Origin of the sequence: Pseudomonas sp. (genome assembly GCF_002796985.1) — a bacterium.
Classification (GTDB): domain Bacteria; phylum Pseudomonadota; class Gammaproteobacteria; order Pseudomonadales; family Pseudomonadaceae; genus Pseudomonas.
On record NZ_PEKX01000022.1, the window covers coordinates 85,673 to 106,826 of the forward strand.

A 21,154-nucleotide genomic window follows, 5' to 3' on the forward strand; every position below is an offset into this window, starting at 1 on the left:
GTTTCAATAGGATTTGTCATGCATTTAAGGGGGCAGGATTTCGACCTGTGGAATGTGATGGAGTCTGCTGCCGAGAGTGCTTTTAGAGGGGGAGGGATAATGACCTTCTTTCTAGGAGTTGTTTTTGCAGTAAATTACTTTAAGTCTGGAAGGGGTTGAGAAAAAAGAAAAGTAACAAAAGGGGGCGGAGTGGGGTGTTCGCTGGTTAAATTTCGCGTGGCAGGAGTTTCAAATGAAGCCTGATGGATTGCTTAATGAATACATGTCGTCGTTGGTTTCTGGTATTCGATTTGTTCTTCTTATGATCGTTTCCGGCCTGATTGCCGGTAAGCTGGAAAGATTCTTTGAATTCAAGAATCCCATTGCATTTATTTTGATATTATTTCCTGTTTATTTTGCTCTTGAAGGGCTTCTGAGTCTATTTAAACGCCGTAGCAAGAAAAAGGCAAAAGAGATACGGCGCGGCGGATATGATTAAGTGCTGGTTGAGGGTTAAGAGGCGAAAGGTTTTTTCTAATAAAAACGAAACCTAAGTCAGCGCTAGAGAAAAGGGAGAGCCTTTCCTATTTTTCTCTTCTCATTTTGATTGGAGGTTTACTGAGTGATGCTTACAAAGAATCTGTGCTTGCTAGCTATTGGTTCAGCGCTACTGACAGGCTGTATGACGCTGTCCGGTTATTATCAGTTGACGGCCTACGATACAAATGGCGAAGTAGTGATGGGAGATAGGAAGAACATTGCTGAAGGTTCAGGGATATATACTGTCCGAAATGCCTTGTGCGGCATTCCTTCTGTGGCGACCGTTGTTGTTCGAGATAACAAAACGGGCGATGAATTGAAAGGCGAAAGTCCTTATCGGTGCCGTTGAAGGGCAAGCGGTGACAGTTTTTATTCCCATGATATGTGACGCACAGCGGCGGTGTTGGAACAACCTGATAACCAGGAAGAAGGAAATTTATTCATGTTGTTGTCGATCAAGGTCTTGAATGGGAAAGCATTGGCAATCCTTGCTGTTGCTCTGCTGGTAACACTGGTTCAGGGCTGCAGCTATGAAAAGATGAATGTAAGAAATGACGCGGAGGCTGCAAAATATGACCCTGCCTCCACAGCACGCGTCCGCTTCTTCTCTTCGCCAGAATACTACTCATCCTATCAGCCTGGAGCGGCTTGTGAGGATTTCCATCCCGGCAAGGCCACCGACAAGAAAACCTATCTGCGAGTGTATGAAAACAAGGAGTCCTACATATTGTGGCGGGACACCGATCTGCGTGGCATGAAGGCGGAAGACTATAGAAATAAGGTCATTGGAATGCCGACTTCCAAGACCACAGAAGCACTCAAAAGCGATCGACTGGGGTACGACGAAGTCGTGATCCCGGTGGGAAAGCCCTCGGTCTTGTCGATCAACTATTCGATGCATAGCCAGGAAGGTAGTGCGTCATGCTATCCATCGCCGGTATCCCTCAACCCCGAGGCCGGGAAGGACTATGAGGTGAAATTTGTGTTCGAGAAGCCACAGTTTCTGGTGACGACCTGCAAATTGACCGTCAGTGAGTTAAGTGGTGTTGGTTCGCCGCAAGATGTTCGGGAAGTCAAAACTGACCTTTGTGTAAAAAATGAACATTACGACTACGAAACGGTGCGCAAGTAATCCGGGAGAAAGCGGAGCTCGTGCAGTTCAAGCCGCGTCTGCTGGTCTGCTGAGGTTAGCTCCAGCGCGGTGAGTGCTTCATCGCTCTGCGCCTGGTCCAGTGCCTCGTGACCTAGACTGGCCCTTTTCTCCACAGGAGAGCCGTCATGACCACAGCCACTCCCTTCCTCATGTTCCAGGGAGGCGTCGCGCAGGCGGCGCTGGATTTGTATCTCGCCACCTTTCCCAACTCCCGCGTGGTGCACGTGGAGCGCTATGGCGCTGGTGAGCCGGGGCCGGAGGGGACGATCAAGGTGGCGCGGTTCGAGGTGTGCGGGCAGGCATTCCTGTGTTCGGACAGCCCGGTGAAGCATGACTTCGATTTCACGCCGTCCAGTTCGATCTTCGTGGAGTTCGAGTCGGGGGAGGTGCTGGAGCGGATTTTCGCGGTGCTGTCGGCGGGTGGGCGCGTGTATATGCCGTTGGGCGACTACGGCTTCAGCCCGCGCTTTGGCTGGGTGAGCGACAGGTTCGGGGTGTCGTGGCAGCTCAGTCTGGTGCGCTGAGAGGCTACCTGCAGGAGCGCCCCATGGGCGCGGTCGCGGGCATGGCCCGCTCCTGCAACGGCTCCGTGGCTCGATAGCCTGTGTAGGGCGAAAAACGCCTGTGGCGTTATCCGCCGTCCTGGCGGATAACCCGTTCCGGGTTATGCGCCCTACGTGTCTGTCGGTGGGTTCCTGAGACGGCTTTCACCGGGTGAGGCAAATCCCTGACGGGCGCGGGTTTCTGCGCCGGTCAATGCGGGAAGGGCCCTACACTGCGCCGGCGTTGCGGTCCTACAAGCCCTCTGCGTAGCGTTCCTGGCACCACGCTTCGGCGTGGTCAGGTGTGGAAACCTGTTCAGAACTTACGAACGCCATAGCAGAGATGATTCCGCCCGAGACTGGGCGGAATCAGTTCTGGCTGTCTATGGCGGGCCGTGTGAGGCGGACTTCGGTCCGGCCGGTCTTCTTTCGTAAGTTCTCCGGTTTTCCACCCTTGCACGGTCCGCCTCCCTTATTTCGGATGTTTCGGGCGGCGGCTTCCTGTCTTGAGCAAGGAGCTACTGCATGATGACGTCGATGTCCTTCCCGGCCGAACACGGCCTGAATACCCAATCCTTCGTGCGCTACAACCGCCAGTTGCGCGGCGTGCTGCTGGATCAGCAGCCGTGGTTCGTGCTGCGCGACCTGACGAAGCTGACCGCGAGCAATCGCGGGGTGGAGCTGGTGCGCAAGCTGGAGCCGGACCAGTCGCGCTGGGAGCGCCTGGCCGGCGCGGCAGAGGATGAGCTGCTGGTGAGCGAGAGCGGGGTGTATGCGCTGCTGTTGCTGCACCTGTACCACCCGGAGAACCGCAGCCTGCGGCAGTGGCTGAGCAACGAGGTGGTGCCGGCGCTGCGCGCGGCGCAGCAGGACAACGCGCTGTTGCCGCGTCACAAGTTCCGGGAGGTGCAGGGGCAGCACATTGCCTTGCTGGATTGGCAGGGGCGGTTGTGGGTGCGGTTTACCGATGCGGCGCGGTTGATGGAGCTGGATGGGCGTGGGTAGGACTGGCCCGGCGTAGGTGCGGATTCATCCGCGATGGGTGGGCGGCGGTGCGAGGGTGGGGCTATCGCGGACGGAGTCCGCTCCTACGAGGTAGGCCGGAGTTGGGCTGGCCCTCACCCCAACCCTCTCCCAGAGGGAGAGGGGGCTGTTCGGCGCAAGAGGGTGGCCGTGGGTACTCAGTGGTGTCTTAGAGCACCCGCACGCTGGCGAAGGTGGATTCGCCCTGGGCCTGGCTCAAGGCCGAGATGGCCGAGGAGTTGGGCATTAGGGCGAGGTCCTGCGGGATGGGCATGACCATGACGGGCTGGCCAATGGGCTGGCCCTGGCGCTCGTCGCGCGGGGGGATGCCGAAGTATTCGCGGTAGCACTTGGAGAAGTGCGGGGTGGAGACGAAGCCGCACACCGAGGCGACTTCGATGATCGACATCGAGGTCTGCTTGAGCAGCTGGCGCGCGCGGATCAGGCGCAGCTTGAGGTAGTAGCGCGACGGCGAGCAGTGCAGGTACTTCTGGAACAGGCGTTCGAGCTGGCGGCGCGAGACGCTGACGTAGACGGCCAGTTCGTCGAGGTCGATGGGCTCTTCGAGGTTGGCTTCCATCAGCGCGACGATTTCCTGCAGCTTGGGCTGGTTGGTGCCGAGCATGTGCTTGAGCGGTACGCGCTGGTGGTCCTGCTCGTTGCGGATGCGCTCGTAGATGAACATCTCGGAGATCGCCGCCGAGAGTTCGCGGCCGTGCTCGCGGCCGATCAGGTGCAGCATCATGTCCATCGGCGCGGTGCCGCCGGAGGAGGTGAAGCGGTTGCGGTCGATGGAGAACAGGCGGGTGCTCATGGCCACGCGGGGGAAGGCTTCCTGCATGGCGGCCAGGCATTCCCAGTGCACCGAGCAGTCGTAGCCATCGAGCAGGCCGGCGCGGGCCAGGGCCCAGCTGCCGGTGCATACGGCGCCGAGTTTGCGGCCGTGGCGTGCCTGGGCCTGGAGGAAGGTGACGTGTTCGCGGGTGACGCTGCGCTGGATGCCGACGCCGCCGACGACGATCAGCGTGTCCATCTGCGGGGCGCTGTCGCAGGCTGCGTCAGGGGTGATCTGCAGGCCGTCGCTGGCCCACACCTGGCGGCCGTCGAGGCTCAGGGTGTGCCAGCGGTAGAGTTCGCGTCCGGAGAGCTGGTTGGCCATGCGCAGCGGTTCCACCGCCGAGGCCAGGGAGATCAGGGTGAAGTTGTCCAGCAGCAGGAAGCCGATGGACTGCGGAGCTCGGTTTTGCGGGGGAACTCCGGGGTTGAACGCGTTCATTCAGTCACCTCACGCTAGTCACAGTCGCCTCACGGGAGGCGTTTCTTATGCTTGTTGTTCTGTTCGGGAATCGGCCTCGGGGTTGGCCCGGGCTGTTCCTCTGTTCTCGCTGCCTATGACAAGGCAATTGCCGTGCCTAGGTTGAATGGGCGTTCAACTAAAAAAGAAAACGGCATGGGAATGCCGCTTTTGCCGGCCCGGATTGCGACGCCTCGAAGGTCGCAAATACGCATGGATCGTGGCCTGGGGTTTTTGGTAGCACTCACCGGTCACGGGGTCGGTGGTGCTGTGCCCGGAACGGTAACGCCCCAGGTGTCGTCGGGACGGGCGTACCGCTTGCGCCATCAGGGGGCGCGCCGGGGCGGGCGTGGGCGATTGCGGGTCAGCACTCGATGATGCTGACGGCCAGGCCGCCGCGCGAGGTTTCCTTGTACTTGTCGTGCATGTCGGCGCCGGTGTTGCGCATGGTGCGGATCACCTGGTCGAGGCTGATGAAGTGCTGGCCGTCGCCGCGCAGGGCCATCTGTGCGGCGTTGATGGCCTTCACCGCGGCGATGGCGTTGCGCTCGATGCAGGGCACCTGGACGAGGCCGCCGACCGGGTCGCAGGTCAGCCCGAGGTTGTGTTCCAGGCCGATCTCGGCGGCGTTTTCCACCTGTTCGGGGGAGGCGCCGAGCACTTCGGCGAGGCCCGCCGCGGCCATGGCGCAGGCGGAGCCGACCTCGCCCTGGCAGCCGACTTCGGCGCCGGAGATGGAGGCGTTCTTCTTGCACAGGATGCCGACGGCGGCGGCAGCGAGCAGGTAGTTGGTGACGTCGTCGTCGCTGGCTTCGGGGTTGAAGCGCATGTAGTAGTGCAGCACCGCCGGGATGATGCCGGCCGCGCCGTTGGTGGGCGCGGTGACCATGCGCCCGCCGGCGGCGTTTTCCTCGTTCACCGCGAGGGCGAAGAGGTTGACCCATTCCATGGCGGAGAGCGTCGAGCCGATGACGTTGGGCTTGCCGATTTCCTGCAGGTTGCGGTGCAGGCGTGCGGCGCGGCGCTGCACGTTGAGGCCGCCGGGGAGGATGCCTTCGTGGCGCAGGCCGTTGTCGACGCAGTCGCGCATGGCCTGCCAGATGGTCTTGAGGCCTTCGCGGATGTCGGTTTCGCTGCGCCACATGCGCTCGTTGGCCATCATCAGCTCGGACACGCGCAGGTTGTGGCGGCGGCAGAGCATGAGCAGTTCGGCGGCGCTGGCGAAGTCGTAGGGCAGCACGCTGTTGTCGGTGTCGAGGCTGCCGGAGGCGGCCTGTTCCTCGTCGACCACGAAACCGCCGCCGATGGAGTAGTAGGTGTCGCTGTGCAGCACGTGGTCGCCTTCGATGGCGGTCAGGCGCATGGCGTTGGGGTGGTAGGGCAGGTTCTCTTCGAGCAGGCGCATGTCGCGAATCCAGTCGAAGGGGATCGCACGGCTGCCGGCCAGCAGCAGTTCGCCGCTGCTGCGCAGTTGCGCCATGCGCGGTTCGATCTGGCTCGGGTCGATGCGGTCCGGCCATTCGCCCATCAGGCCCATGATGACGGCACGGTCGGTGCCGTGGCCTACGCCGGTGGCGGACAGCGAGCCGTACAGGCGCACTTCCACGCGGCTGGTGCGTTCGAGCATCTGCCGTTCACGCAGGGCGCCGACGAACAGCGCAGCGGCGCGCATGGGGCCGACCGTGTGCGAACTGGAAGGGCCGATACCGATCTTGAACAGGTCGAACACACTGATTGCCATGCCGGACTCCGGGCGAGCTGCACATCCATGAGGGGGCATCTCTTGAAGGGATGAGCAGGCACGTCCCGGTGCCCGCGATGCGAGGCCATGATCGGCCCAAGTCCGGCTCAGGCTGCGTCCATCGACGACGCGGCCGTATCCATTAACGCCGCCTGCGCACCCTGCCGGTGCAGGCCGTGAGGCCGCGTGTTCCGGGGCCGACGAAAGCTTGCCTCATTACGACATGGGCACGGCGAACCACGACCGGTCGATAGGCGCGGGCAGGCGCGCTGTTCCATGATCCGCCACCGACGAACGGCCACGTTCGCCCGTATCCACCCCCATTCTCCGCAGTCAGAGGCTGGTCTCATGAAGAGTCTTGTGTCGTCGCTGTTGGCGTTATCCGTGGTACTTCCGGGCGCCGTTCGCGCCGCCGAACCCGAACCTGAATCCTGCTCCTTGGTGCGTTTCGCCGATGTCGGCTGGACCGACATCACCGTGACTACCGCCGTCACCCGCCTGGTGCTCAGCCACCAGGGCTACCGTACGCAGGTGGTGCGGTTGTCCGTGCCGGACACTTACAAGGCGATGGCGGAGAAGAAGATCGACGTGTTCCTCGGCAACTGGATGCCGAGCATGGCGAACGACCTCAAGCCTTTCGCCGACAAGGGCCAGGTGGAAACCGTGGGCGCCAACCTCGAAGGCGCCAAGTACACCCTGGCGGTGCCGCGCTATGCCTATGAGGCGGGCCTGAAGACTTTTGCCGATATCGCAAAATTCAGGGAGCAGCTGGGCGGGCGGCTCTACGGCATCGAACCGGGCAACGACGGCAACCAGCTGATCCAGAAGATGATCAACGAGAAGGCCTTCGGCCTGGGCGACTTCAAACTGGTGGAGTCCAGCGAGGCCGACATGCTGGCCTACGTCAAGCGAGCCGGGGCCTTGAAGCAGCCCATCGTGTTCCTGGGCTGGGAGCCGCACCCGATGAATACCCGCATCCAGATGAACTATCTGGAAGGAGGGGATTCCTACTTCGGTCCGAACTATGGCGGTGCGACGGTCTTCACTAACGTCAGAGCAGGCTATCTTCAGGAGTGCCCCAATGTGGCGCGGCTGCTGAAGAACCTGAAATTCGACCTGGCGATGGAGAACCAGCTGATGGATGCGGTGCTCAACGAGCGCCGCAACCCTCGCCAGGCCGCCAAGAGTTGGCTGAAGGCCAACCCGCAGGTTCAGGACAGCTGGTTGCAGGGTGTCGCGCCGCTGGCTTCGGTGCCGTCGCCAGGGGGCCAGAAAACCGCCGCCAAGGAGTGATCCGGGCCTGTGGAAGTCGCTGGAACCGGGCCTTTCGACTGGATACGACATGGCTGGTACTGAATGCGACTTCGCCTGCACTGGATGCGACCCACCCGGTAGGCGACGAAATTTTCCTGTTCCATGATCGTTTACGAAATGACAACAAAAGGGCCCGTCCCCCAGGCCCCAACCATAATTCGACCGCCGCGCCCCACTGTGGGCAGCGCCGGCGCCCCACCCCGCAGAGGAGTACGCTCATGAAAGGTTGCAAGTCTTTGCTGCTGGCTGCTGTGTCCGTTTGCGCACCGCTGGCGGTTCAGGCCGCTGAACCTGAGTCGTGCGGCACGGTTCGCTTCTCCGACGTCGGCTGGACCGACATCACCGTGACCACCGCTACTACCCGTCAGGTGCTCGAGTCGCTTGGCTACACCACCAAGGTGACCATGCTGTCCGTGCCGGTGACCTACAAGTCGCTGGCGAACAAGGATCTGGACGTCTTCCTCGGCAACTGGATGCCGAGCATGGCCAACGACATCAAGCCCTACGCCGACAACGGTTCGGTGGAGACGGTGAAAGCCAACCTCGAGGGCGCCAAGTACACCCTGGCCGTCACCCAGGCCGCTTACGACGGCGGGCTGAAATCCTTCGCCGACATCGCCAAGTACGCCGACAAGCTGGGCAACAAGATCTACGGCATCGAGCCGGGCAACGACGGCAACCGCCTGGTCCAGGGCATGCTCGACAAGAACCAGTTCGACCTGGGCAAGTTCAAGCTGGTGGAGTCCAGCGAGGCCGGCATGCTCTCGCAGGTCGGGCGCGCCGACCGCCGCAACCAGTGGATCGTGTTCCTGGGCTGGGAACCGCACCCGATGAACACCCGCTTCAAGATGAAGTACCTCGAAGGCGGGGATGACGTGTTCGGCCCCAACTACGGCGGCGCGACCATCTACACCAACGTGCGCAAGGGGTACGTCCAGGAGTGCTCGAACGTCGGCAAGCTGCTGACCAACCTGACCTTCACCCTGGAAATGGAAAACAAACTCATGGATGCCGTGCTCAACGGGGGCAAGAAGCCCGAAGACGCGGCCAAAGCCTGGTTGAAGGACCATCCGGAACTGCTCGACGCCTGGCTCGCCGGCGTGACCACCCGTGACGGCAAACCGGCCTTGGCGGCAGCCAAGGTGGCGTTCTCGAAATAAGAGCCGAAGTAATTGCCGTTGGCCGATTCCTCAAGCTTCTGATGGGCCCGCATTATGTTTCTGACTGACCACAAGCTACCGCTGGGCGAGCATATCGCCGCCTTCGTCGACTGGCTCACGCAACATGGCGCGTCGGTGTTCGACAAGATTTCCGACACCCTCGAGTTTCTCATCCACGGCGTCACCAACAGCCTGCTCTGGTTCCACCCGCTGGCGCTGATCGCGCTGATGGTCTTCCTGGTGTTCTACATCCAGCGCAGCTGGGGGCTCGCCGTTTTTGCCCTGGCTTCGCTGCTGCTGATCCTCAACCTGGGGTACTGGCAGGAAACCATGGAGACCCTGGCGCAGGTGATCTTCGCCACGGTGGTGTGTATTGCCGTCGGGGTGCCGCTGGGCATCCTGGCGGCGCACAAACCCTGGTTCTACACCGGGCTCAGGCCGCTGCTGGACTTGATGCAGACGGTGCCCACCTTCGTTTACCTGATCCCCACCCTGACCCTGTTCGGCCTGGGTGTGGTTCCGGGTCTGATCTCCACGGTGATCTTCGCCATCGCCGCGCCCATCCGCCTGACCTGCCTGGGTATCCAGGACGTGCCGGCGGAACTGATGGACGCCGGCAAGGCCTTCGGCTGCTCGCGCTGGCAACTGCTGACGCGCATCGAGCTGCCGCACGCCATGCCGAGCATCGGCGCGGGTATCACCCAATGCATCATGTTGTCGCTGTCGATGGTGGTTATCGCCGCGCTGGTGGGTGCGGATGGCCTCGGCAAGCCGGTGGTCAACGCGCTCAACACTGCGGACATTTCCCTCGGCTTCGAGGCCGGTCTGGCCATCGTCCTGCTCGCCATCCTGCTCGACCGGGTGTGCAAGCAACGTTCGCTGCGGGGGAGGTAAGCACTATGTCGGCGATTCGATTCGAACATGTGGATGTGATTTTTGGCACCCACACCAAGGAAGCGCTCAAGCTGCTGGACAAGGGTCTGGGCCGTGAGGAAATCCTCAAGCGCACCGGCCAGGTGCTGGGTGTCGAGGATGCCTGCCTGGATGTCGAACGCGGCGAAATCTGCGTGATGATGGGCCTCTCGGGCTCGGGCAAGTCCAGCCTGCTGCGCTGCATCAACGGCCTCAACCGGGTCAGCCGCGGCAAGCTGCTGATCGAGCACGAAGGCCAGCAGGTGGACATCGCCAACTGCTCGCCGGCGGCGCTCAAGACCATGCGCACCAAGCGCATCGCCATGGTGTTCCAGAAGTTCGCGCTGATGCCCTGGCTGACCGTGGCCGAGAACATCGGTTTCGGCCTGGAGATGCAGGGCCGCCCGGCCAACGAGCGGAAGAAGGTGATCGACGAGAAGCTCGAACTGGTCGGCCTGTCGCAATGGCGCGACAAGCGCCCGGATTCGCTCTCCGGCGGCATGCAGCAGCGCGTCGGCCTGGCCCGCGCGCTGGCGATGGATGGCGACATCCTGCTGATGGACGAACCCTTCTCCGCGCTGGACCCGCTGATCCGCCAGCAGCTGCAGGATGAACTGCTGGTGCTGCAGCGCCAGCTGCACAAGACCATCGTCTTCGTCAGCCACGACCTGGACGAGGCGCTGAAGATCGGTACGCGCATTGCGATCATGAAGGACGGCCGCATCATCCAGCACGGCAAGCCCGAGGAAATCGTGCTCAGCCCGGCGGACGACTATGTGCGCACCTTCGTTGCCCATACCAACCCGCTCAACGTGCTGTGCGGCTCCAGCCTGATGCGTGGCCTGGACCAGTGCCGCCGCCAGGCCGACGAGGTGTGCTTCGACCAGGGTCGCGACTGCTGGCTGGGCCTGACCGAGTCGAACCAGATCAAGACCGCTCGCCAGGGCAGCAACATCATCGACCTGCAGCAATGGCGCCCGGGCGACCCGGTGGAAAGGCTCAAGCACGAGCCGACCCTGGTGGACGTCAACATCCGCATGCGCGATGCGCTGCAGATTCGCTATCAGACCGGCCACAAGCTGGTGTTGCAGGAGCAGAGCCGCGTCGTCGGCGTGCTCGGCGACAGCGAGCTGTACCACGCGCTGCTGGGCAAGAACCTGGGCTGATTCTTTCGGCCACATGAAAAACGCCGGCTCCCTGCGAGGGGAGCCGGCGTTTTTGTTGGGACTGAAGCCTTGGGTTTTTTGTAGGAGCGAGCAAGCTCGCCCCCACAGGTTCGGCCCGGTGCCGCGGCGGTCCCTCACCCTAACCCTCTCCCAGAGGGAGAGGGGACCGTCCGGTGCAGGATGAAACCGTGGCATCAGCCTGCACAATCGGCGCCCTCTCCCTCCGGGAGAGGGCTGGGGTGAGGGGAAGCCCCAGCGCCGATGTCGCAAGGAAACGTAGGAGCGGACTCCGTCCGCGATTGCCCAACCTCTGGCAGAGATCAGTGCTTGAGCTCCGCCAAACCCTTGAGCAGCGCCTCGTGGAAACGCTTCGGGTCCTGGATCTGCGGGGCGTGGCCCATGTCGTCAAATTCCACCAGCGTTGCGTTGGGGATGGCCTTGGCGGTCGCCTTGCCCAGCTCGGCGTAGTTGCCCAGCTTGGCCTTCAGGTCGGCCGGGGCGAGGTCCTTGCCGATCGCGGTGTTGTCCTTGGTGCCGATCAACAGCAGCGTCGGCATCTTCAGCTGGCCGAATTCGTAGACCACCGGCTGGGTGAAGATCATGTCGTAGAGCAGCGCCGAGTTCCACGCCACGCGCTCGTGGCCGGCGCCGTTGAACAGGCCGGCGAGCATGTTCACCCACTTGTCGTACTCGGGCTTCCACTGGCCGGCGTAGTAGGTCGCCTGCTCGTACTGGCGGATGCCTTCGGCGCTGGTCTTCAGCTCGCGCTCGTACCACTGGTCCGGGGTGCGATAGGGCACGCCCAGGGCCTTCCAGTCTTCCAGGCCGATGGGGTTGACCATGGCCAGTTGCTCGACCTGCTGCGGGTACATCAGCGCATAGCGGGTGGCGAGCATGCCGCCGGTGGAGTGACCCAGCAGGGTGATCTTGCCGACCTTCAGGTGCTCGAGCAGGGCGTGGGTGTTGGTCGCCAACTGCTGGAAGCTGTACTGGTAGCGCTCGGGTTTTGTGGATTTGCAGAAGCCGATCTGGTCCGGCGCCACCACGCGGTAGCCGGCCTCGCTCAGGGTGGCGATGGTGGTTTCCCAGGTGCCGGCGCAGAAGTTCTTGCCGTGCAGCAGCACCACGGTGCGGCCGTTGGGCTGCTTCTTGGGCTTCACGTCGATGTAGGCCATGTGCACGTGGTGGCCCTGGGACGCAAAGCTGTAGTGACCGACCGGGTAGGCGTAGTTGAAACGCTCCAGCTCCGGGCCGTAGGTGGGTTTGGATTCGGCGGCGTGCAGCGGCAGGGCGGCGGCCAACAGCAAGGCGGGTAGCCAGCGTCGGGACATCGGGGAGCTCTCCTGATGGTGGGGCACGGGTCAGACAGCGGGAAAGGCCATAGGTTGGCAGATTTTGAAGCCGGACGCCGCATGGAACGTGTAGGAGCGAGCTTGCTCGCGAACGCCTCGCACCGTGCCCACCTGGTTCACGAGCTCCGGCCTGGCCGGCGAGCCACCCATCCTACGCAGAGCAACGGTCAGGCAGCGGAGGCGTCGCCGGTCAGCCAGTCGATGAACAACGAGAACAGCTCCGCCTGGGAGTTGATCGCCAGCTTGGTGTAGAGGTGCTTGCGGTGCATGCGCACGGTCTCCGGGGAGATATCCAGCACCCGCGCGCTGGATTTCACCGAGTGGCCGCGCAGCAGCAGGTGGGCGATTTCCCGTTCGCGCTCGGTCAGCAGGTCGGCGCCGAAGTTCATGAACGCCGTGCGGATGTGCCGGTTCAGCGGTGCCTGGCTGTCCGGCGCGCTGACGCTTACGCCGCGCCCGGCCAGTAGCAGGTCCAGCCCGCCATTGCGCTCGAACTGGCGGAACAGCTCACGCACCAGCGGCAGGGCGGTGGCCAGCAGGTCGAGTTGGGTTTCGCTGAAGCGCGCGCCGCTGCTGCCCTGGTACAGGCACAGCGAGACCTTGCGCGCCTCGCCCAGGTCGATGATGAAGTGGCAGTCCTCGGTGCAGCCGAACTTGAGGTAGTAGGTCTTGTAGTACTCGCTGGCGAAGAAGTCGTCCGGGGCGATGTCGGCCAGCGGGTAGAAGCCCTCGGTGAGGCCGTCTTCCATGGCCAGGCAGAACGGGTCGAGCAGATAGCCGCGGGCGTAGTAGCGGTCCACCAGCGCCTCGTGGTGCTCCGGGTCGACGCCGCGCTGGTACAGCGGTTGCGGCGGCTGGCCGCGTTGCTCCAGGCCGAGCATCACCGACTCCACCGGCACCAGGCAGCCCAGCGCGTCGGCCAGGCGTTCGACGAAGACGACTTCGCCGACGCAGGCCAAGGCGCGCGCCAGCCCCGCATGCCAGGCATGCAGGGCTGGTGCGTCGGACGTTTCGCTCAGTGCCTGGGATTCGCTCATGTCCGGCAGTCTAAAGGGCTGCCGGGGTGTAGGCAAAATCCTCGGATCGATCATCAGTGCCCCGCGTAATCACCGCTGCGCTGGAGGTCTGCGGCGGCCTCGAGGATCGACTCGCGCAGGGTGTCGACGATCTCGTCGACCTGCTCGCGGGTGATGGTCAGCGGCGGCGACATCACGTTCAGGTGCACGATCGGCCGCACCAGCAGGCCCTTGGCCTGGGCGCGCAGGTGGATCTTCTCGCCGATGTTCAGCTCCTCGGGGAAGAGCACCTTGCTGCGCTTGTCGGCAACGAACTCGACGCAGGCCATCAGCTTCTGGCAGCGCACGCTGCCCACCAGCGGTAGCTCGGCCAGTTCCTGCAGACGCTGTTCCAGGTAGCTGCCGACGTCCTTCACGTGCTCCAGCAGATTCTCACGCTCGATGATCTCGATGTTCTTCAGCGCCGAGACGCAGCTCACCGGGTGCCCGCTGTAGGTGAAACCGTGGGCGAAGCAGCGGCCCTTGTCGGCCTCGCCGATTACCTTCCAGATGCGCTCGGAGAAGATGCACGCGCCCAGCGGCAGGTAGCCGGAGGTCAGGCCCTTGGCGGTGGTGATGATGTCCGGCTGCATGCCGAACACGTCCTCGGAGGCGAAGAAGGCGCCGAGGCGGCCGAAGGAGGTCACCACCTCGTCGGCGACATAGAGCACGTCGTAGCGCTTGCAGACTTCCCACATGCGCTGGTGGTAGCCCTTGGGCGGGATGATCACGCCGCCCGAGCCCATGATCGGCTCGGCGAAGAAGGCGGCGACCTTGTCTTCGCCCAGTTCGAGAATCTTGTCTTCGAATTCCTTCACCAGGAATTCGAGGAAGTCGCCCTCGGTCATGCCTTCCGGCGCGCGGTAGGGGTTGGGGCAGGAAATGTGGTGGATGACGTCCTTGAGGAAGTCGAACTCGGCCGGGTGGTCGGCGACCTTGCCGCCCAGCGACATGGTGAGGAAGGTCGAGCCGTGGTAGGCGTTTACTCGGCTGATGATGTGCTTCTTCCCGTGCTTGCCGCGGCAGTTCTGGTAGTACTGGATCAGGCGGTAGGCGGTGTCCACGGCGGTGGAGCCGCCAGTGGTGAGGAACACGTGGTCGAGGTCGCCCGGCGCCAGTTCGGCGAGCTTTTCGCAGAGCTGGATGGCGGTGACGTTGGCCATGTCGCAGAAGGGGTTGGAGTAGGCCAGCTTGCGTACCTGCTCGGCGATGGCGTCGGCCATTTCCGCGCGGCCCAGGCCGATGTTGGTGCACCACATGCCGCCCACGGCATCCAGGTAGCGATTGCCCTGGGTGTCGTAGATATAGGCGCCCTCGCCGGCGGCGATGTTCAGCGCACCGTTGACCCGGTGATCGTCGAACACGTGGTAGCCGTGCATGTAGTGGGCTTTGTCGGCGGCGACCAGCTGCTCGTCGTTGAATTGGGCGAAGAAGGCTGGGGTTGGGGTGGTCATCTGCTTTACCTCGAAATTACGGTTCGTCTTGCGAGTCCTTGCCCTCTCCCTAACCCTCTCCCGCAAGCGGGAGAGGGGACCGTTCGGAGCGCTCGGCGACTACGACGGTCATTGCGGGCCCGCTGTCAGCGGAACATCAGGAAGATGACTTCCATGAACCCTGCTGCGGGCTGCCCCCTATCCCTTCAGGGAGAGGGTTGGGGAGAGGGGGCTCTTGAACGTCTGAAACTCAGGTCCCGGTCTTCACCGCGTTCCAGGTACGGGTGATCAGGCGGGTGGCCTTGGGGGTCTGCACTTTCTGGGTGAACAGCCGGGCACGGGTGTCGGCGTCGGGGTAGATCGCCGGGTCATTGCGCACTTCGGCGGCCAGCAGCGGGGTGGCGGCGGCGTTGCTGGAGGCGTAGCGGATGTAGTCGGCGACGCCGGCGGCCACCTTGGGCTGCAGCATGTATTCGATGAACTTGTGGGCGTTCGCCACGTGCGGCGCGTCAGCCGGGATGTAGAAGTCGTCGAACCAGATCAGCGAGCCTTCCTTGGGTACGAAGTAGCCCAGCTTGACCTTGGCGCCAGCCTCGTCGGCGCGGGCCTGGGCGGTGGCGTAGTCGCCGGACCAGGTCATCGCCATGCACTGGTCGCCGTTGGCCAGGCCGTTCAGGTAGCTGGTGGAGTCGAACTTGCGGATGTACGGGCGGATCGATTGCAGCAGGTCCTGGGCGGCCTTGAGGTCCTCGGGTAGCGCGCTGTTGGGGTCGCGCTTGAGGTAGGCCAGGGCCAGCGGGATCACGTCGGTGGGGGAATCGATGATGGTCACCCCGCAATCGGCGAATTTCGACACGATCTTCGGATCGAACAGCATCGCCAGCGAGCCGATGGGCGCGTCGGGCATGCGCTGCTTGATCTTGTCGACGTTGTAGGTGATGCCGTTGCTGCCCCAGGTGTAGGGCGCGGAATACTTCACGCCCGGATCGTAGTGCTCCAGGTGCTTGAGCACGTCCGCATCGAGGTTGTTCCAGCTGGGCAACTTGGTCTTGTCCAGCGGCTGGAACACGCCGGCTTTGAGCAGCGGCGGCACCAGGGCGGCGTTGAGCACCACCAGGTCGTAGCCGGAGCGGCCGGGCAGCAGTTTGCCCTGCACGGTCTCGTAGGAATCGAAGGTGTCGTAGACCACCTTGATCCCGGTTTCCTTCTCGAAGTCGGCGATGGTGTGTTCGCCGATGTAGTCGGTCCAGTTGTACAGCCGCAGCGTCTTCGCGCCTTCGGCATCCTCTCCGTGACTTAGCGCCGGCAAGGTCGCCAGCGCCGTGCTGAGTACTGCAGCGAGCATTTTCTGCATGTCAGTCCCACCTTTGATTTTGTTATGGATTGGAGCATTCGCGGATAGGCCCACTGTCGACCAGGGGCGGTGCCCGGACCATTCCCCGAACGGGTAGGTAGGGCTGGCTTCCTGTCGAACAATCGTTCAGATTGGCCACCTGAAACCTTAGGAGCCAGGCATGAACGAGGAAGTCCGCTTTACCCGACTGGAGCCGGAACAGCGCAAGGCGCTGCTGATCGAGGCGACCCTCGCATGCCTGAAACGCCACGGCTTCCAGGGCGCCTCGATCCGCAAGATCTGCGCCGAGGCCGGGGTCTCGGTGGGGCTGATCAACCACCACTATTCGGGCAAGGACGAACTGGTCGCCGAGGCCTACCTGACCGTCACCGGGCGGGTCATGCAGCTGCTGCGCGAGGCCATCGCCGAGGCGGCGCCGGATGCCCGCGCGCGGCTGTCGGCGTTCTTCCGTGCGTCGTTCTGCGCCGAGCTGCTCGACCCGCAGTTGCTCGATGCCTGGCTGGCGTTCTGGGGCGCGGTGAAGACCGCCGAGGAAATCAACAAGGCCCACGACCATTCCTACGGCGAGTACCGCACCCTGTTGGCGCAGGCGCTGAACGATCTGGCGCTGGAGCAGGGCTGGTCCGATTTCGACGCTGACCTGGCCGCTATCGCCCTCAGCGCCTTGCTCGACGGCCTGTGGCTGGAGTCTGGCCTGAACCCCACGACCTTCACCCCGGACCAGGGCGTGCAAATCTGCGAGGCCTGGGTCGATGGCCTCCAGCACGGCGGCCGGCAGCGTTTCTGTCGGGCGTCGGGAGTCTGTTGATCGATTGTTCAGCGGGCGGTAACCTGCCGCCATCTGCAGGACAGTTCCTACAGCTCTACCTCCACGCATAACAAGAACGGCCCCGTCACGAGCGGCGGCCTCAGCAGGGTATTGCGATGACTTCCCGTGTACTGATCGTCGACGACGATCCGGTGATTCGCGAGCTCCTCCAGGCCTACCTCGGCGAGGAAGGCTATGACGTGCTTTGCGCCGGCACCGCCGAACAGGCCGAGGCGACGCTCGCCGAAGCCGAGCAGGCCGAACAGCCCATCGACCTGGTGATGCTCGACATCCGCCTGCCCGGCAAGGACGGCCTGACCCTGACCCGCGAGCTGCGCGTGCGTTCGGAGGTCGGCATCATTCTGATCACCGGGCGCAACGACGACATCGACCGCATCGTCGGCCTGGAATGCGGCGCCGACGACTACGTGATCAAGCCGCTGAACCCCCGCGAGCTGGTGTCCCGCGCGAAGAACCTGATCCGCCGCGTGCGTCACGCCCGGCAGCCCGCCGCCGCGCCCGCCCAGGGCAGCAGCCGGCAGAACCACAGGCGCTTCGCCCACTGGACGCTGGACCCGGATCGCCGCCGGCTGATCGACCGTGACGGCAGCGAAACGCCACTGACCCATGGCGAGTTCCAACTGCTCGGCGTGTTCCTGCGCAACACCGGCCACACCCTGAGCCGCGACCAGCTGATGGACCAGATCCGCAACCGCGAATGGCTGCCCAACGACCGCTCCATCGACGTGCTGGTCGGCCGCCTGCGCCGCAAGCTGCGCGACGACCCGGCGGAGCCCGAGCTGATCATCACCATCCACGGCGCCGGCTACCTGTTCACCGCCCCGCCCGCCGACGCCTGAGCTTTACGACGTGTTTCGAGTGCGCACCGTACGGCCCCCTCTCCCTTCGGAGCGGGGCGCGCAGCCAGGGCTGGGGAGAGGGCGGCCCCTGCTCCGATCCCTCCTGTATCTCCTACCCCTGCTCTTCTGCACGCTCTCGCACGCCGCCCAACCCCTCCGCTACTGCGACTACCCCGTCTACCCGCCCATCTCCTGGAGCGATGGCCATGAAGTGCGCGGGCTGGCGCCGCAGACCGTGCGCAGCGTGCTCGGCGAGCTGGGCTACGAGGTGAAGACCGTGGTGCTGGGCAACTGGAAGCGCTGCCTGCTGGACGCCGCCGAAGGCCGCGTCGACGTGGTGCTCGCCTACCAGACCCCGCAGCGCGACGACGGCCTGCTGTTCTCCCGCGTGCCGGTGCTGCGCGAGGAAGTGGCGATCTTCTACAACCGCCGCAAGCCGGTGCGTTTCGATCAGTTGAATGACTTGGCCAGCTACCGTGGCGGGCTGCTGTTCGGCGAGAGCTACGGGCCGGAGTTCGACCGTTTCGTCGCCGAGCACGGCAACGTCGAATGGGTTTCCGACAGCCGCCAGAACTTCGGCAAGCTGATCCGCCAGCGCATCGACTTCATCGCCCACGAGCGGCGCACTGGCACCCTGTTCGTCGAGCAACTGGCCGGCGGCCAGGACATCGCCGCGCTGCCCCGTCCGCTCACCGTGGATTACCTGCGCATCGCCGTCTCCCGCCATTCACCGCTGGCTGCGCGGATGGACGAGATCGACGCGCTGCTGAAGAAGCGCGTGGACGACGGCAGCGTCGCCCGCTGGCTGCAGCAGAGCGAGCACGACTACCGCGCCATGCTCGCCGGCGATGGGGTGCCGCGTTGAGGCTGCCCGGCGGCCTGGCCCGGCGCCTGCTGCTGCGGGTGCTGCTGTTCAGCCTGTGCTTCACCGTGTTGGCCGGCGCGGTGCAGCTGTACTTCGAATACCGCCGTGAGATGCGCGACATCGACACGCGGCTGGAGTTGATCCGCGTCGGCTATCTGGCCAGCTTCGAGCGCAGCCTCTGGGACCTCAACCAGGAGCAGCTCAACGTGCAGCTGCACGGCCTGGCCGACTTCCCCGACATCGCCCAGGTACGCCTGCGCAGCGCCGACTTTAACCTGGAGCAGGACGCCGACGACAAGCGCGGGCCTTTCCGTGTCGAGCACTACGCCCTGGCCTTCCAGCCGCCGGACGGCGAGCGCCGCGACCTGGGCGAGCTGGAAGTCAGCATCGATCTTGGCGCCGTCTACCTGCGCCTGCTTCACGGCGGGCTGACCAGCCTGCTGTGGATGGGTGTGTTCCTCTGCGGCCTGGCAGTGGCGCTGAGCTGGCTGTTCCACAGTCTCGTGACTCGCCACCTGCGCACCATGGCCGACTTCGTCCGCGGCCTGACGGGAGGCGACCTCGGCACCGAGCTGGTACTGGCTAAAAAACGCTCAGGCGAAGAAGACGAAATCGACACGGTTGCCGATGCCCTCGATGGTTTGCGTCGGGCGATGCGTGCCGAGCTGCGCCGCCGCGAAGCCGACCGCGCGGCCCTGCAGAGCAAGCGCGATGAACTGCAGCTCCGGGTCGAGCGGCGCACCGCCAGCCTGCGCCGCGCCAAGGAGGAAGCCGAGGCCGCCAACCGCGCCAAGAGCCGCTTCCTCGCCACCATGAGTCACGAGATCCGCACGCCGCTCAACGGCATTCTCGGCATGGCCGAGCTGCTGCGCGCCGCGCCTTTGGGCGAGCAGGACCGCCGACGTCTGCAAGCGTTATCCACCGCCGGCGAAGGGCTGCTGGCGATCCTCAACGAGGTGCTGCACTTCGCCAAGCTGGAAGACGGTGCCAGCCAGCCCGAGCCGGTGGACTTCTCCCTGCGCCGCCTGCTCGACGACGTGGTGACGCTGCTGGAGCCGCGCGCCGAGGACAACGGCACCTGCCTGCGCCTGCGCATAGAACCCCAGGTGCAGGACGGTTGCCGGGGCGCCGAGCAGTTCCTCCGTCAGGTGCTGAGCAACCTGCTGGCCAACGCGGTGAAGTTCACCGAAGAGGGCGAGGTGCTGCTGGAAGTCTCCGTACTGGAAAGCAGCGATGCCGGGCAACGCCTGCGCTTCAGCGTGACCGATGACGGCATCGGCATCTCCGCCGAGCAGCAGGAAAAGATCTTCCAGCGCTTCACCCAGGCCAGCGACGAGGTGGCGCGGCGTTATGGCGGCACCGGGCTGGGGCTGGCGATCAGCAAGCGGTTGGTGGAAATCATGGGCGGCGAGATCGGCGTGGAAAGCCTGGAAGGCGAGGGTAGCACCTTCTGGTTCGAGATCGAGCTGGCGCCGGGCGTGGTGCCGCACTCCGGCGTGGCCATCGAGCAGGCGCCGGCGCTGGATGTGCTGGTGGTGGAAGACGTCGCCCTCAACCGCGAAGTCGCCCAGGCGTTGCTGGAGCGCGACGGCCACCGCGTGCGGCTCGCCGACGATGCGGAGCCCGCGCTGGCGCTCACTGTTGCGCGGCGCTTCGACCTGATCCTGCTGGACATGCACCTGCCGGGCATGACCGGCCTTGACCTGTGCCGGGCGATTCGCGCGCAGGCCGGCGGGCTCAACGCGACCACGCCGATCCATGCCTTCACCGCCAGCGTGCAGCCGGGCATGGTCCGCCGCTATTTCGAGGCCGGCATGCAGGGCGTGCTGGGCAAGCCGCTGCGGCTGGACGACCTGCGCCGCGCGCTGTCCGGCGTGGCGTGGGAGTTGCCGCCCGAGACTGTGGATAACGGCCCGCTGGATCGCCAGGTGCTCGATACCCATCGTCGCCTGCTGGGCGAGCACAAGCTCAACGAGCTGCTCGCCAGCCTGTGGAAGCTGCTGGATGAGCAATGGCCGCTGCTGCTCGATGCGCTGCGCCAGGACGATGCGGTGGAGGCCGCGAGCCTTGCGCACCGGCTGGCGGGCAGCTGCCGGTCGATGGGCTTGCGCGGGCTGGGGGATTGCCTGGGCGAGCTGGAGCAGGTGGCGTTGGCGGGAACTTCGCTCGCTGGTTGGGCGGAGCAGCTGGAGCAGGAGAGGGCGGTTGTCGCTGAACTTCTGAAGAGCTCGCCAGCGTAGGGCGCATAACCTGGAACAGGTTATCCGCCACCTGCTGCGGCGGATAACGCTGGCGCGTTATGCGCCCTACAGGGGAAGCCCAGGTTCACCTGACGTTGTAGGAGCGAGCTTGCTCGCGAACCCGCCCAGCGTTGGCGTCGCCGGGAAATCTGTTCGCGAGCAAGCTCGCTCCTACGAAGAACAGCTACCTGAAAGCCCCGCCCTACGCGCCCTGCACAAAATCCTTACATCTTTCTACAACTTCGATCCTGGCGAACAACCCCGCCTTACATCGCCTTCCAATAATCCGGTGGCATCCGTGCCCGAGCCACGGCCTCTGATTGATTGGAGATAACAATAATGATCCAACGTAGAGTTCCGCTC

General features: G+C 64.0%; 19 protein-coding genes. 13 read left to right on the forward strand and 6 right to left on the reverse strand.

The features are described from left to right. Positions 1 to 232 precede the first annotated feature (232 nt). The 5 genes from CTR55_RS25525 to CTR55_RS25545 all read left to right on the forward strand — a co-directional run bounded on the left by CTR55_RS25525 (position 233) and on the right by CTR55_RS25545 (position 3,219). Complete coding sequence (locus CTR55_RS25525; protein ID WP_296290480.1) at positions 233 to 478, forward strand: hypothetical protein; 246 nt, start codon at positions 233 to 235, stop codon at positions 476 to 478. A 126-nt stretch (positions 479 to 604) separates the two neighbouring features. After that, the gene (locus CTR55_RS25530; RefSeq protein ID WP_296290547.1) at positions 605 to 868 is read left to right on the forward strand and encodes a hypothetical protein; all 264 of its coding nucleotides are present in this window, start codon (positions 605 to 607) and stop codon (positions 866 to 868) included. Positions 869 to 961: 93 nt separating this feature from the next. Further along, positions 962 to 1,651 carry a hypothetical protein gene (locus CTR55_RS25535; protein ID WP_192383518.1) on the forward strand — a complete coding sequence of 230 codons (690 nt, stop codon included), beginning with the start codon at positions 962 to 964 and terminating at the stop codon, positions 1,649 to 1,651. 146 nt (positions 1,652 to 1,797) lie between these two features. Further along, positions 1,798 to 2,196, forward strand: a complete 399-nt coding sequence (locus CTR55_RS25540; RefSeq protein WP_296290481.1) for a VOC family protein — start codon at positions 1,798 to 1,800, stop codon at positions 2,194 to 2,196. A gap of 543 nt (positions 2,197 to 2,739) precedes the next feature. Next, complete coding sequence (locus tag CTR55_RS25545) at positions 2,740 to 3,219, forward strand: phage antirepressor (RefSeq protein WP_296290482.1); 480 nt, start codon at positions 2,740 to 2,742, stop codon at positions 3,217 to 3,219. A gap of 187 nt (positions 3,220 to 3,406) precedes the next feature. Here the strand turns inward: CTR55_RS25545 and CTR55_RS25550 are convergent, their stop codons facing one another. Further along, positions 3,407 to 4,513 carry a GlxA family transcriptional regulator gene (locus tag CTR55_RS25550; protein ID WP_296290483.1) on the reverse strand — a complete coding sequence of 369 codons (1,107 nt, stop codon included), beginning with the start codon at positions 4,511 to 4,513 and terminating at the stop codon, positions 3,407 to 3,409. A gap of 382 nt (positions 4,514 to 4,895) precedes the next feature. Continuing rightward, positions 4,896 to 6,272: an L-serine ammonia-lyase gene (locus CTR55_RS25555; RefSeq protein WP_296290484.1), complete on the reverse strand. Its 1,377-nt coding sequence runs from the start codon at positions 6,270 to 6,272 to the stop codon at positions 4,896 to 4,898. Positions 6,273 to 6,620: 348 nt separating this feature from the next. Between CTR55_RS25555 and CTR55_RS25560 the strand changes: the two genes are divergently transcribed. The 4 genes from CTR55_RS25560 to choV all read left to right on the forward strand — a co-directional run bounded on the left by CTR55_RS25560 (position 6,621) and on the right by choV (position 10,824). Beyond that, entirely contained in the window at positions 6,621 to 7,565 is a 945-nt protein-coding gene (locus tag CTR55_RS25560) for a choline ABC transporter substrate-binding protein (RefSeq protein WP_296290485.1), read from the forward strand. 239 nt (positions 7,566 to 7,804) lie between these two features. Next, positions 7,805 to 8,746 (forward strand): choline ABC transporter substrate-binding protein, encoded by a 942-nt coding sequence (locus tag CTR55_RS25565; protein ID WP_296290486.1) that lies wholly within the window; start codon positions 7,805 to 7,807, stop codon positions 8,744 to 8,746. Between the two features lie 54 nt (positions 8,747 to 8,800). Then, positions 8,801 to 9,640, forward strand: coding sequence for a choline ABC transporter permease subunit (gene choW, locus CTR55_RS25570; protein ID WP_296290487.1), 840 nt, complete (start codon positions 8,801 to 8,803; stop codon positions 9,638 to 9,640). Between the two features lie 5 nt (positions 9,641 to 9,645). Further along, positions 9,646 to 10,824, forward strand: coding sequence for a choline ABC transporter ATP-binding protein (gene choV / locus CTR55_RS25575; protein WP_296290488.1), 1,179 nt, complete (start codon positions 9,646 to 9,648; stop codon positions 10,822 to 10,824). 320 nt (positions 10,825 to 11,144) lie between these two features. On the opposite strand, the gene CTR55_RS25580 is transcribed toward choV, so the two are convergent. From CTR55_RS25580 to CTR55_RS25595, 4 genes are all read right to left on the reverse strand, one after another. Continuing rightward, a complete protein-coding gene (locus tag CTR55_RS25580) occupies positions 11,145 to 12,155 on the reverse strand; it encodes an alpha/beta hydrolase (protein WP_296290489.1) in 1,011 nt (336 codons plus the stop codon). 188 nt (positions 12,156 to 12,343) lie between these two features. Then, positions 12,344 to 13,213: a helix-turn-helix transcriptional regulator gene (locus CTR55_RS25585; protein WP_296290490.1), complete on the reverse strand. Its 870-nt coding sequence runs from the start codon at positions 13,211 to 13,213 to the stop codon at positions 12,344 to 12,346. Between the two features lie 53 nt (positions 13,214 to 13,266). Beyond that, a complete protein-coding gene (locus tag CTR55_RS25590; protein ID WP_296290491.1) occupies positions 13,267 to 14,685 on the reverse strand; it encodes an aminotransferase in 1,419 nt (472 codons plus the stop codon). 229 nt (positions 14,686 to 14,914) lie between these two features. Further along, a complete protein-coding gene (locus CTR55_RS25595; RefSeq protein WP_296290492.1) occupies positions 14,915 to 16,018 on the reverse strand; it encodes a polyamine ABC transporter substrate-binding protein in 1,104 nt (367 codons plus the stop codon). A 160-nt stretch (positions 16,019 to 16,178) separates the two neighbouring features. Between CTR55_RS25595 and CTR55_RS25600 the strand changes: the two genes are divergently transcribed. From CTR55_RS25600 to CTR55_RS25615, 4 genes are all read left to right on the forward strand, one after another. After that, entirely contained in the window at positions 16,179 to 16,826 is a 648-nt protein-coding gene (locus CTR55_RS25600; RefSeq protein WP_296290493.1) for a TetR family transcriptional regulator C-terminal domain-containing protein, read from the forward strand. A gap of 110 nt (positions 16,827 to 16,936) precedes the next feature. Continuing rightward, positions 16,937 to 17,686, forward strand: coding sequence for a response regulator transcription factor (locus CTR55_RS25605; RefSeq protein ID WP_296290548.1), 750 nt, complete (start codon positions 16,937 to 16,939; stop codon positions 17,684 to 17,686). 103 nt (positions 17,687 to 17,789) lie between these two features. Next, positions 17,790 to 18,551: a transporter substrate-binding domain-containing protein gene (locus tag CTR55_RS25610; RefSeq protein WP_296290549.1), complete on the forward strand. Its 762-nt coding sequence runs from the start codon at positions 17,790 to 17,792 to the stop codon at positions 18,549 to 18,551. Beyond that, on the forward strand, positions 18,548 to 20,791 hold the full coding sequence (locus tag CTR55_RS25615; protein ID WP_296290494.1) for an ATP-binding protein: 2,244 nt from the start codon (positions 18,548 to 18,550) through the stop codon (positions 20,789 to 20,791). Before CTR55_RS25610 ends, CTR55_RS25615 begins: the two co-directional genes overlap by 4 nt. Positions 20,792 to 21,154 lie beyond the last annotated feature (363 nt).